The 12,055-nt window shown below is 71.0% G+C and carries 12 protein-coding genes; 5 read left to right on the top strand and 7 right to left on the bottom strand.

Annotated features, from left to right (window positions below; genetic code table 11):
• Positions 1 to 182: 182 nt before the first annotated feature.
• Complete coding sequence (locus BZL64_RS23060; protein ID WP_086771106.1) at positions 183 to 542, bottom strand: Rieske (2Fe-2S) protein; 360 nt, start codon at positions 540 to 542, stop codon at positions 183 to 185.
• 298 nt (positions 543 to 840) lie between these two features.
• Here BZL64_RS23060 and BZL64_RS23050 point away from each other — a divergent pair, with 298 nt between their 5' ends.
• Positions 841 to 1,857: a helix-turn-helix domain-containing protein gene (locus BZL64_RS23050; RefSeq protein WP_167396187.1), complete on the top strand. Its 1,017-nt coding sequence runs from the start codon at positions 841 to 843 to the stop codon at positions 1,855 to 1,857.
• A complete protein-coding gene (locus BZL64_RS23045; RefSeq protein ID WP_086771103.1) occupies positions 1,854 to 2,837 on the top strand; it encodes a helix-turn-helix transcriptional regulator in 984 nt (327 codons plus the stop codon). Before BZL64_RS23050 ends, BZL64_RS23045 begins: the two co-directional genes overlap by 4 nt.
• Here BZL64_RS23045 and BZL64_RS23040 read toward each other — a convergent pair.
• Positions 2,795 to 3,832, bottom strand: coding sequence for a helix-turn-helix transcriptional regulator (locus BZL64_RS23040; RefSeq protein WP_308432320.1), 1,038 nt, complete (start codon positions 3,830 to 3,832; stop codon positions 2,795 to 2,797). The two genes, BZL64_RS23045 and BZL64_RS23040, sit on opposite strands and share 43 nt — an antisense overlap.
• Before the next feature lie 282 nt (positions 3,833 to 4,114).
• On the opposite strand from BZL64_RS23040, the gene BZL64_RS23035 reads away from it, so the two are divergent.
• From BZL64_RS23035 to BZL64_RS23025, 3 genes are read left to right on the top strand one after another with little or no spacing between them, the layout of a single operon-like run.
• Positions 4,115 to 5,662, top strand: coding sequence for a circularly permuted type 2 ATP-grasp protein (locus BZL64_RS23035; RefSeq protein ID WP_086771102.1), 1,548 nt, complete (start codon positions 4,115 to 4,117; stop codon positions 5,660 to 5,662).
• On the top strand, positions 5,659 to 6,591 hold the full coding sequence (locus BZL64_RS23030) for an alpha-E domain-containing protein (RefSeq protein WP_086771101.1): 933 nt from the start codon (positions 5,659 to 5,661) through the stop codon (positions 6,589 to 6,591). Before BZL64_RS23035 ends, BZL64_RS23030 begins: the two co-directional genes overlap by 4 nt.
• Position 6,592: 1 nt before the next feature.
• Positions 6,593 to 7,435, top strand: a complete 843-nt coding sequence (locus tag BZL64_RS23025) for a transglutaminase family protein (protein ID WP_086771100.1) — start codon at positions 6,593 to 6,595, stop codon at positions 7,433 to 7,435.
• Positions 7,436 to 7,564: 129 nt separating this feature from the next.
• Here the strand turns inward: BZL64_RS23025 and BZL64_RS23020 are convergent, their stop codons facing one another.
• The 5 genes from BZL64_RS23020 to BZL64_RS23000 form a co-directional block, all read right to left on the bottom strand.
• Positions 7,565 to 8,668: a sugar ABC transporter substrate-binding protein gene (locus tag BZL64_RS23020; protein ID WP_086771099.1), complete on the bottom strand. Its 1,104-nt coding sequence runs from the start codon at positions 8,666 to 8,668 to the stop codon at positions 7,565 to 7,567.
• A 305-nt stretch (positions 8,669 to 8,973) separates the two neighbouring features.
• Positions 8,974 to 9,426, bottom strand: a complete 453-nt coding sequence (locus BZL64_RS23015) for a heat shock protein transcriptional repressor HspR (protein ID WP_086771107.1) — start codon at positions 9,424 to 9,426, stop codon at positions 8,974 to 8,976.
• Positions 9,427 to 9,431: 5 nt separating this feature from the next.
• The gene (gene dnaJ, locus BZL64_RS23010) at positions 9,432 to 10,616 is read right to left on the bottom strand and encodes a molecular chaperone DnaJ (protein ID WP_086771098.1); all 1,185 of its coding nucleotides are present in this window, start codon (positions 10,614 to 10,616) and stop codon (positions 9,432 to 9,434) included.
• Between the two features lie 42 nt (positions 10,617 to 10,658).
• The gene (grpE, locus tag BZL64_RS23005; RefSeq protein ID WP_086771097.1) at positions 10,659 to 11,312 is read right to left on the bottom strand and encodes a nucleotide exchange factor GrpE; all 654 of its coding nucleotides are present in this window, start codon (positions 11,310 to 11,312) and stop codon (positions 10,659 to 10,661) included.
• Positions 11,309 to 12,055 (bottom strand): Hsp70 family protein (locus tag BZL64_RS23000; RefSeq protein WP_158101552.1); only part of this gene is annotated, 747 nt, incomplete at its 5' end. The genes grpE and BZL64_RS23000, both read right to left, overlap by 4 nt.

Here is a 12,055-nt window from a genome sequence, read left to right as displayed (position 1 = left end):
GGCGGCGAGCGGGTGACCGCGTGCGACGGGTGGGCGGCGGGCGCGTGACGTGATCCACACCGGCGGTTTCCGGCCACCTCGCCGAGGCTCCAGATCCGGAAATGTCGCCACGAACGACAGCGGCGTCACCGTGTTCAGGTCACGGTGACGCCGCTGCCGGGGGGAAGCACCTGAGCGATCTGTTACGACGGGGGAATCGCGTCAGGCACTGCGGGGGGGGTGGCTGAGATGGTCCTGGGGGCGGCCGGAGCGGCCGACTCCGCCAGTTGATGGTCACGCTGATCGAGGTTGACGAAGATCATTCCGTACCGGATGGCACACCGCACGGGCTGGGGGGCTCCTCGGGGTTTGCGCAGACACCGGTACGCGCGCACGTCGTCCTCGTCGTCCCGCGTCACGACGACCGGCTCCCCGAACACCGTCACCATCAACGAGTCACCACTGTGGGGGATGGCGGTGACCAGGTCGATGAAGTGCCAGCCCGAGCGGTAGGCCGTGGCCATCTCGCGGCGGAAGGAGCGGTCGTCGGGCGGGGTGGTCACGTCAACTCCTCTCCGTTCCCGTCCCGGCCGCCGGCAGGATGTCGCCGGAGGCGGTAGGACCGGAGACGGCCACTGCGGGCCAGGCGGTGTCCGCCCGGACCTCGCTCTTCTCGCTCGAGAGGCCACCCAGTACTCCGACAGCCGCAACGGCGGAGAAGGCGGCGACAAGCGCCCTGCGAAGCAATCTCTTACGCATAGTCGGCTTCGTCCTCACGTGAAGTCCCTCTTCCCCCGTCGGATAAGACGATGGCTCATTCGGACACGTCATGGCCACACAATCAATGCATCATGTTCCTGCATGTTCAGGACCCTGGGGGGTGGAGATTTGACAACGAATCGGGCTAATAGGGCACATCCCCATGCGGTGGCCGAACTGTGCGAGGAGGGCAGCCGACTCTACGCGGACGCGTTGCGAACCGGACGCGTCGCCCGGTCCGCCGTGGAATCGGCTCCCTGCCTGGTGGAATTCGCCCTCCTGCACCCCGACCCCGACGACCCCGAGTGGCTGCGACCCACCCCGCCGGCCCTCGCGCTCGCCCAGCGGCTCAACCCGATCGAACACGAGATCGCGGAGCGCAGGCGGGTGTCCGTCCAGCTGTCCGAGGTGTTCGAACCGTTCATGGCCCTGAGCGTCCAGACGGCCACCCACGCCGACTCCATCACCGTGCTGGAGGGCGGCGCCCGGATCAACACGGCGCTCAACCTCGCCACCTCGCAGTGCCAGTCCGAAGTGCTCACCATCCAGCCGAGCGGCAACCGCCCGGAGCGCAGCCTCACCCAGGGCCTGGAACGCGACCGGCCGCTCATCGACCGCGGCGTCCGCATCCGCACGCTCTACCAGCACACCGCCCGCTACAGCCCCGAGAAGCTCGCCTACACCGCCCGCCTCTCCGACGGGAAGGCCGAGTACCGCACGATCGACGAGGTGGTCGACCGCCTGATCATCTGCGACGAGACGGTCGCCTTCGTCCCGGCGCGCGAGGACCAGCAGGTCGCCCTGGAACTGCGCCACCCCGGCCTGGTGCGCTACCTCATCAAGGTCTTCGAGTTCCTCTGGGACCGTGCCGTCCCGCTCAGCACCGGCGCCCCCTACGAGACGGCCGCCGACGGCATCACCGAGATCCAGCACTCCATCGCCAAGCTGCTCGTCGAGGGCCACGTCGACGAGGCCATCGCCCGCCGCCTCGGCATGAACGTACGCACCTGCCGGGCCCACATCGCCAAGCTCGCGGCGCTCCTCGGCAGCGGCAGCCGGGCCCAGCTCGGCTTCCTCATCGCCCAGTCCGGAATCCTCGGGCAGGACACCGACGGATGACGGCGCCCGTCCACGACCACGGCCCCGACGCGCCCTGTCAGGCGGCCCTGGACCTGTACGCGCGCGCCCTGCGGTCCGGCCACGTCGGCGCGCGCGAGGCCGCCTCACCGCCGTGTGCCGTGCACGCCGGGCTGCTCCGGCCGGACCACCGCGACCCCGGCCGGCTGCTCCCCGTACCGCCGGCCGTCGCCCTGCCCCGGCTGCTGCGCGCCGTCGCCGAGGACATCGCCGACCACCGCCGGCGGGAGACCCGGCTGGCCGAGGCGTTCGAACCGCTGCTCGCCCTCGCCGCGCCGGACGGCGACGCCACCGGCACCGGCGAGATCCACATGCTGAACGGGCTCGAACGGATCAACTCCGTCATCACCCGGACCATGGCGGGGGCCTCGCGGGAGGTGCTCGCCATCCAGCCGCACGCCGGCCATGCCGGACCGCCCCGCGACATCCACAGCCAGGCCCTGGACCGCGACCAGGCCTTCCTGGACCGCGGCGGCCGTATCCGCACCCTCTACCAGCACACCACCCGCCACGCCCCCGCCGTGCTGGCCCGCTACGACCGGCTGCACGGGGACGTCCAGGCCCGCTCCCTCGACGAGGTCACCGAGCGCCTGCTGGTCATCGACCGCAGCGTGGCCTTCATCCCGGCCGTCAAGGACCGCACCCTCGCCCTGGAGATCCGGCTGCCCGCGCTGGTGGACTACCTGGGGACCACCTTCGACCGCCTGTGGCGGCTGGCCACGCCCATGTTCCCGGAGACCGTCACCCAGCCCACCCTGAACGGCGTCACGCCGCGCCAGCGCGCCATCGCCGCGCTCCTCGTCGAGGGCCACACCGACGCCGTCATCGCCGACCGCCTCGGCATGAACGTCCGTACGGCCCGGGTGCACATCGCCAAACTCGCCGCCACCCTCGGCAGCGAGAGCCGCGCCCAGCTCGGCTACCTCATCGGACGCTCGGGGATCGTCGAACCGGACGGCTGAACGGCGTCCGCACCGAGCGGCACGTCCAGGCCCACCTGCGCGATCCGCACCCCGAGCTGGGTACGGCTGGCCGCGCCGAGCGTCTCCGAGAGGCGGGCGATGTGCGCACGGCAGGTCCGCACGCTGATGCCGAGGCGTTCGGCGATGACCGCGTCCTGGTGCCCCTCGGCCAGCAGCGCCGCGATGGACTGCTCGCGGTGCGAGACGCCCTCGATCCGGGTGTCGGGCAGCGGGGCGGTCAGCGGCGCCGCCAGCCGCCAGAGCCGTTCGAAGACCGTGCCGAGGTAGCCGACCAGCGCCGGGTGGCGCAGCTCCAGCGCCATCGTGCGGTCGGCGTTGGCGGGGATGAAGGCCACCGTGCGGTCGAAGAGGATGAGCCGGTCGATGACCTCGTCGAGGGTGCGGGCCTCGACCGCGTCACCCATCAGCTCCAGGTAGTTGAGCAGGCCCTGGCCGTGCCGGGCCACATGGTTGTAGAGGTCGCGCATCCGTACGCCCCGCCCGCGCAGGGCGAGTGCCCGGTGCAGTCCCTCGGACAGTTCGTGCTCGCGCCGGATGCCGCCGGGCTGCACGGTCAGCACCTCGGTGGTGCACGCCTCGGTGGCCTCGTCGAGGGCGGCCTGGATGCGGGAGGCGCCGTCCAGGACACGGATGGCCACGCCCTCCCCGGCCACCGTGCCCGGCGCGGGCCCGCCCAGACCGGCGTACCACTCGAAGGCGGCGACGGCCGAGCCCATCCGCTGCCGGCTGGCGCTCACCTCGTCGTAGAGCCCGTGCAGCAGCCGGGTCATGACCTCCTGCGGGGAGGTCGGGACCAGCCAGGCCATGTCGTCGGGGTCGGGGTGCAGCAGGGCGAGGTCCAGCAGACAGGGGACCGGCTCGGCGTCCAGGCGCGACACCCGGCCCCGCCGTACGGCCCGGGAGTACACGCGATCCCCGGCCTCGCACAGTCGGTCAGCACCGTGAGGATGCTCCTCCGTCCCGTGCCCGGCCATCGCCCATCCCACCCCCGCCGTCCGCGTGTCGCGCGTCGTCCGCGTTTTCCGCAGCGCAACTATGCGCGGCCCCGGACCGGCTCCGCAACACGGCTCGTCCCCAAGCCCCCCTGGAATCAAACCCATTTCAGCCGATTCCTCCCGGCCTCCGCCCCTCACGTCTGCAACAAGCTGACGCTCCCCGCGTGCGCCCGGCGGGAACCCGTCCGGTCCCCGTACGCCGTGCGCTCCCGGAAACCGCCGAGTGATCGCCGCGTTACGTCCCGCATCTAACGTCCCCTCATGGCGGACATATTCGACGCGTACGCGTTGGCCGATGCGTGGGACGAGATGTTCGAACGGCCGGGTGAGGTCAGGACCGCCTACGAGCCGGTGCTGGCGGCGCTGCAGCCCATCGAACCGGGCGAACTGCGGTTCCGGGCCGATCAGATGGCACGCGCGTTCACCGACCGGGGCGTGACCTACGCCTTCGCGGGTGAGGAACGCCCCTGGCCGCTGGACCTCGTGCCGAGGATCCTCGACGCGCTGGAGTGGGATCTCCTGCAACGGGGGGTGAGCCAGCGGGTCCGGGCCCTGGAGGCCTATCTGGCCGACGCCTACGGGCCCTGCCGGGCCTTCGAGGACGGGGTGGTGCCATGGCGGCTGCTCCTGGGCTCCCCGCACTTCCACCGGGCGGCCCACGGGGTCGAACCACCTGGCGGGGTGCGCATCCATGTCGCCGGCATCGACCTCGTGCGGGACGAGGCAGGCGAGTTCCGGGTGCTGGAGGACAACGTCCGGGTGCCCAGCGGCGTCTCGTACGTCATCGAGAACCGGCGGGCGATGACCCGCGTGTTCCCCTCGCTGTTCGACGGGCAGCACGTGGTGCCCGTCGACGGGTACGCGCAGCGGCTCCTGGCCGCCCTGCGCGCCGCCGCCCCCGAGGGGACGGTCGACCCGCGGGTCGTCGTCCTCACGCCCGGCCCGAGCAACGCCGCCTACTTCGAACACGCGCTGCTGGCCCGGCTGATGGGCGTGCAGCTGGTCGAGGGGCACGACCTGGTCTGCCGCGGCAACCGGGTGTGGATGCGCACGACCCGCGGCGAGGTGCCGGTCCATGTGGTCTACCGGCGCCTCGACGACGACTTCCTCGACCCGCTCCACTTCCGGCCGGACTCGGTGATCGGCTGTCCGGGCATCATGAGCGCCGCCGTGGCCGGAAACGTCACCCTGGCCAACGCGGTGGGCAACGGGATCGCCGACGACAAGCTGTTGTACACGTTCGTGCCGGACCTGATCCGGTACTACCTCTCCGAGGAACCGATTCTGCCCAATGTGGAGTCGTACCGTCCGGACGAACCAGGCCAGTTGGCGGCCGTCCTCGACCAGATCGGGAGCCTCGTCATCAAGCCCGTCGACGGCGCCGGCGGCCAGGGCATCGTCATCGGCCCGAAGGCGGACGCCGCGACCCTGGAGAGAACCCGCAAGGCGGTGGCCGCCGACCCCCGCGGCTTCATCGCCCAGCGCCCGGTCGCCCTGTCCACCTCCCCCACCCTCACCGGCGAACACATGGCGCCCCGCCACATCGACCTGCGGCCCTTCGCCGTCAACGACGGCACCGACGTCTGGGTGCTGCCCGGCGGACTCACCCGCGTCGCCCTCCAGGAGGGCAACCTGATCGTCAACTCCAGCCAGGGCGGCGGCTCCAAGGACACCTGGGTGCTCGCCGAGGGCCCCGCCGACGGCCCCCCGGAACCGCCCCGCGGCGACGAACCACCGCCCGTCGCACCCCGCCACCTCGGCCCCGACGGCACCTCCACCGGCGTACAGGAAGGGGCGCAGCAGCAGTGAACGACGTCATCCTCTCCCGGATAGCCGAGGCCCTGACCTGGACCGGCCGCTACGTCGAACGGGCCGACGCCACCGCGCGGATCCTCGACGCCTACCTCCACCGCATGCTGGAGGACCCCTGGCGCGACGAGGACGTGGCCTGCCGGTCGCTGTACGCGATCCTCGGCGTGGACGCCGGGCCGGACGCGGTCGACATGCAGCAGGTCCTCGACCAGCTCGCCTTCGACGCCCGCTCCACCTGCGCCATCGAGGGCGCGCTGGGCGCCGCCCGGCTGAACGCGCGCAGCGCCCGCGAGGCGGTCTCCTCGGCGATGTGGGAGTGCCTCAACGCCACCTGGCACGCCCTCGCCGAACAACGCCGCGCGGCCCGCCGCACCGGCCCCTACGGCTATCTGGAGCTGGTCCGCAGCCGTGCGGCCCTGTTCTTCGGGCTGGCCGACTCCACCATGAGCCGGGACGACAGCTGGCGGTTCGTCGTCCTCGGCCGCAGCCTGGAGCGGGTCGACATGACCGTACGGCTGCTGTCGGTGCGCGTCCTGGACGCCGCCCACGCCCCCGACTGGCCGACCCTGCTCAGCGCGTCCGGCGCCGACGAGGCGTACGCGCGCGTGTACGGCGGTTTCGGCGACACCCCGCGGGTGGCCGAATTTCTCCTCCTCGACCGGCAGTTCCCGCGCTCCGCGCTGCACGCCCTGACGACGGCCGAGGACTGCCTGAGCGCGCTCGGCCGCCCCCGCCAGGACCCCGCCCGCCGTCCGATCGGCCGGCTGCGCACCCGTCTCGAATACCTGGACTCACCGGCCCTGGAGGAGCAGCTGCCGGTGCTGCTGCGCGACCTCCAGACCGCCTGCATGGCCTCCGCCGAGGCGGTGGCGGAGCTGTTCTTCCCGTACCAGGGGCCCGTCGAGTGGGCCCAGGAAGGAGCCTGAGATGACCCGTCGGCTCCGCATCCGCCACACCACCAGCGTGTCCTACGCCCAGGCCGCGGTCTCCTCGCACAACGAGGTCCGCATGACGCCGCTCACCCTGCCCGGCCAGACGACGCTCGACTCACGGGTGACGATCAGCCCGGCCGCCACCACGTGGTCGTACTGGGACTACTGGGGCACCCAGGTGACCGCGTTCGAGCTGATGGACCCGCACGCGGACCTCACCATCACCGCCTCCAGCCTGGTGGAGACCACCCCGCCGGACGAACTCCCGGCCGCGCTCCCCTGGCCGGACGTGACCGCGCGGACCGCCAACTCCCGCCTGCTGGAGTTCGCGCACCCGACGCCCCGTACGACGGTGCCGCCGAAGCTGCTGAAGAAGGCCCGCAAGGCGGCGGCGGGCCTCGACCCGCACGGGGCGGCGACCGCCGTGTCCGCCCTGGTCGCCGACCGGGTGACCTACCTGCCCGGCGTCACCACCGTGAACACCTCGGCCGCCGAGGCCTGGGAGCAGGGCGCGGGCGTCTGCCAGGACCTCGCCCACCTCACCCTCGGCCTCCTGCGCGGCCTGGGCCTGCCCACCCGGTACGTCTCCGGCTACCTCCACCCCGAGCGCGAGGCCGAACTGCACCGCCCGGTGGCCGGCCAGAGCCACGCCTGGGTCGAGTACTGGGCGGGCGACTGGTACGGCTACGACCCCACCAACCGCACCCGCGCCGACGAGTCCCACGTGGTGGTCGGCCGGGGCCGCGACTACGACGACGTCACCCCGCACAAGGGCATCTACCGGGGCGTGGCGGGCGGCCCGCCCGAGGTGACCGTGGAGTTCACCCGGGTGGCGTGAACGCGGCACAGGGGCACTCAAGGGCTCGCAGGGGGCCGCTCGGCCTGTGCGCGAGGTCCAGGACCCCGCGCACAGGGCCGTGACCGACGTGGCGGACGGCGTCGCCGTCCGCGCCGGCTCGCTCTCCGGTCAGTTCAGCTTGAGGGCCTGGCAGGCGGCGGCGTACTTGGCGGTGCAGATGTCGGACGCCTTGTAGATGCCGTCCGCGATCACGGTGTCCTTGATGTTCGTCTTCGTCAGCGCCACCACGGTCACCAGCTGGGCCGGGATCTTCTTGTCGGTGGGGCTGTCGACCTTGTCGCGGGTCAGGGCGTCGAACTCGATGTTGCGGCCCTGGACCTTGGCGACGGCCATCTCCGCGGCCGCCTCCGCCATCTGCGGGTAGGGCTTGTACACGCTCATGTACTGCTCGCCGCTGATGATCCGCTGCACCGCGGGCAGCTCCGCGTCCTGGCCGGTGATCGGCGGCAGTTCCTCGACGCCCGCGGCACGCAGGGCCTTGATGATGCCGCCGGCCATGGCGTCGTTGGCGGAGTAGACACCGGCGATGTCGCCCTTGCCGATCTCCTCGATCGCCTTGGTCATGTTCGCCTGGGCGACCTCCGGGCTCCAGTCCGTGGTGTCGAAGGACTCGGAGATCGTCACCCGGCCGCTCAGCTCCGACATCGCGCCGTCCTTGAACTGCTTGGCGTTCGGGTCGGTGAGCGAGCCGTTCATCATGACGATCTTGTCGGCGGTGCTGGCGCCGTCCAGAGCCTCCACCAGCGTGCGGCCCTGCACCTCGCCGACCAGCTCGTTGTCGAAGGAGACGTACGCGTCGATCGGGCCCTCGGCCAGCCGGTCGTAGGCGATGACCGGGATACCGGCGTCCTTGGCCTTCTTCACGGTGTCCGCGATGGCGTGCGAGTCGACGGCGTCGAGCAGGATGATGTCGACCTTCTCGTCGATCATCCGCTCCATCTGGGTCACCTGCGTCGCGTTCTTCGCGTCCGCGTTGGCGTACTCGGTCTTGCCCTTGTTGCCGGTGAGGGAAGCGACCTTCGCCTTGATGATGGGGTAGTCGAACTCCTCGTAACGGGTGTTCGTCTTCTCCGGCATCAGCACGCCGACGGTGATGTCGTTGCTCTTCGTCGGCGTCGCTTCACCGCTGTCCTCCGTCGCGCTCAGCATCCCGCATCCGGCGAGCGAGAGGGACATCGTGGAGGCGGCCACGGCTATGGCGATACGACGCATTCGAGGGCTCACTTCAGGTGCGTTTCCGGACATGGGTGCGACATGTTGACCCAGGTGGCTCAAAAGCCAACGCGGCGGCGCCCATCGACGTCAAGGCGTACTACTTAACGAAGTGACAACATCACCCTCCGCTTAGCACGTGAAGACACATGGAGACGAGACGGAAACCTCTCCAAACACCCTTTACCGACCCTCCACGCGGGTGAGTTCACGAGCCCTCGCGCGAAGGGTCGTGGCGGCTACGCGAAAAGGGCCCGGAGGATCGACCTCGGGGCCCTTCACCTGCCGCACTCGCGCTCGCGTCGTCAGTCCGAGGACTGCTGCCGCTTCGGCCGCCACACCACCAGCGCGCTGGTCTGCTGGACCTCCTGATACGGCACCAGGTCGCGCCGGTAGGACGCGTGCACGGCTGCCTCGCGCTGCTGCATGGCCGCCGCCGCGCCGTCCAGCGCCGACTCCAGCTCCGCTATCCGGGACTGGAGGGCCAGGACCTGGTTCTCCAGCTCGATGATCCGCTTGATGCCCGCCAGGTTGATGCCCTCGTCCTGCGACAACTGCTGGACGGCACGCAGCAGTTCGATGTCGCGGGCGGAGTAACGGCGGCCCCGGCCGGCGGTGCGGTCCGGGGACACCAGGCCCAGACGGTCGTACTGACGCAGGGTCTGCGGGTGCAGGCCGGAGAGCTGGGCCGCCACCGAGATGACGTAGACCGGGGTCTCCTCGGTCAGTTCATACGGATTGCGCCGACGGCCGTCCATCACTCTCAAGCTCCCTTCGCTGCCTCGAACAGCTCTGCCCGCGGGTCCTCGTCCGCGGTCGCCTCGCGATACGCCTCCAGTGCGTCACGAGCCTTCCCCGACAGGTCCTTGGGAACACTTACCTCGACGGTGACCAGCAGATCGCCACGGGTGCCGTCCTTGCGGACCGCGCCCTTGCCGCGCGCCCTCATGGTGCGCCCGTTGGGCGTACCGGGCGGCAGCTTCAGCGTGAGGGACGGGCCGCCCAGCGTGGGCACCCTGATCTCTCCGCCGAGGGCGGCCTCCGTGAACGTCACCGGCACGGTCACCGTGAGGTTGTCGTCCTTGCGGCCGAAGACCGGGTGCTTGTCGACATGGACGAGCACATACAGATCGCCGGCCGGACCCCCGCGCTCACCGGGCGCCCCCTTGCCGCGCAGCCGGATGCGCTGCCCGTCGGTGACGCCCGCCGGGATGCGGACCTGCATGGTGCGGGAGGACTTGGCGCGGCCACTGCCCTTGCACTCCATGCAGGGGTGCTCGGCGATCAGACCCCGGCCCTTGCAGTCCGGGCAGGGGTCGGTCAGCGAGAACCCGCCGCCCGTGCCCCGCGCCACCTGGCCGGTGCCGACGCAGGTCGGGCACACGCGCGGCGTGCCGTTCTTGTCGCCGGTGCCGGAGCAGGCCTTGCACGGGGACTGGGAGGACATGCGCAGCGGGACCGTCGCGCCCTCGATGGCTTCCGTGAAGGTGAGGGTGACCTCGGTGTCGATGTCCTGGCCGCGCCGGGGCTGGGTACGGGTTCCCGTGCCCGCGCCGCCGCGGTTGAACAGCCCGCCGAAGACATCGCCGAGTCCGCCGCCGAAACCGCCGGCCTGACCGCCACCGCCGCCCTGGGCACCCCCGAAGAGGTCGCCCAGGTCGAAGTTGAAGGAGCCTCCGCCCGCGCCCGGCCCCGGACGGAAGCCGCCGTTGCCGAAGAGGGCGCGTGCCTCGTCGTACTCCTTGCGCTTCTTGGGGTCGCCGAGGATGTCGTTCGCCTCGGAGATCTCCTTGAAGCGCTCCTCGGCCTTGGCGTTGCCCGTGTTGGCGTCCGGGTGGAACTCGCGGGCGAGCTTGCGGTACGCCTTCTTGATCTCGGCCTCGGTGGCGTCCTTGGGGACGCCGAGGACCTTGTAGTAGTCCTTCTCGATGAAGTCCTTCGTGCTCATCCTCGACGTCCCTCCTTCCCCATCGGACTCATCCGCTCAAGCTCAGCCCTCGTCCGGGCCACCGCTCTCCTTGTCGTCGCCGGCCTCCGCCTCGTCGGCCTTGACGGCCTGCGCGCCGGGCTGGGGCTCGGCGACGGCCACGCGCGCGGGGCGAATGGTGCGCTCGCCGATCCGGTACCCGGGCTGCAGGATGGCCACGCACGTCGTCTCGGTGACGTCCGGCGCGTAGCTGTGCATCAGCGCCTCGTGGATCGTCGGGTCGAAGGGCTCGCCCTCCTTGCCGAACTGCTGCAGGCCCATCTTGGCCGCCACGGTCTCCAGCGACTCGGCGACGGACTTGAACCCGCCGACGAGTTCGCCGTGTTCCCGCGCGCGGCCGATGTCGTCGAGCACGGGCAGGAGTTCGGTCAGGAGGTTCGCGACGGCGATCTCCTTGACCGCGATCCGGTCCCGCTCGACCCGGCGGCGGTAGTTCTGGAACTCGGCCTGGAGCCGCTGGAGGTCCGCCGTGCGCTCGTCGAGCGCCTTGCGGGCCTGGTCCAGCTGGGCCACCAGTGCCGCTGTCTGGTTCGCGTCCCCGGCCGGGGCCGACTCCTCCGCCGCAGCGGCGGAGTCGGCCTTCGGCTCGGCGTCTTCAGGGGTGGCGCCGGAGGGGACGTCGGGCTTCTCCTCGAAGCCCGGAGTCTCCTCGGTCACGCGGCACCGTCCTTGCGCTCGTCGTCCACGATCTCGGCGTCCACGACGTCGTCGTCGGCCTTGGCACCGGCGCCCGGAGCCTCGCCGCCGGCGGCCTGACCGGCCTGGGCGTCGGCGTACATGGCCTGGCCCAGCTTCTGGGAGACGGCCGCGACCTTCTCGGTGGCGGTGCGGATCTCGGCGGTGTCCTCGCCCTTGAGCGATTCCTTCAGCTCGGCGATCGCGGACTCGACCTCGGTCTTGATCTCGCCCGGGACCTTGTCCTCGTTGTCCTTGAGGAACTTCTCCGTCTGGTAGACGAGCTGCTCGCCCTGGTTGCGGGCCTCGGCGGCCTCGCGGCGGGCGTGGTCCTCCTCCGCGTACTTCTCGGCCTCCTGGCGCATGCGGTCGACCTCGTCCTTCGGCAGCGAGGAGCCGCCGGTGACGGTCATCTTCTGCTCCTTGCCGGTGCCGAGGTCCTTGGCCGTGACGTGCATGATGCCGTTGGCGTCGATGTCGAAGGCGACCTCGATCTGCGGGACACCGCGCGGGGCCGGCGGCAGACCGGTCAGCTCGAACATCCCGAGCTTCTTGTTGTACGCCGCGATCTCGCGCTCGCCCTGGTAGACCTGGATCTGCACGGAGGGCTGGTTGTCCTCGGCGGTGGTGAAGATCTCGGACCGCTTGGTCGGGATCGTCGTGTTCCGCTCGATGAGCTTGGTCATGATGCCGCCCTTGGTCTCGATGCCCAGGGACAGCGGGGT

Source organism: Streptomyces bobili, from assembly GCF_002154575.1.
GTDB lineage: Bacteria > Actinomycetota > Actinomycetes > Streptomycetales > Streptomycetaceae > Streptomyces > Streptomyces bobili.
This window is presented reverse-complemented; position numbering and strand designations above follow the sequence as displayed.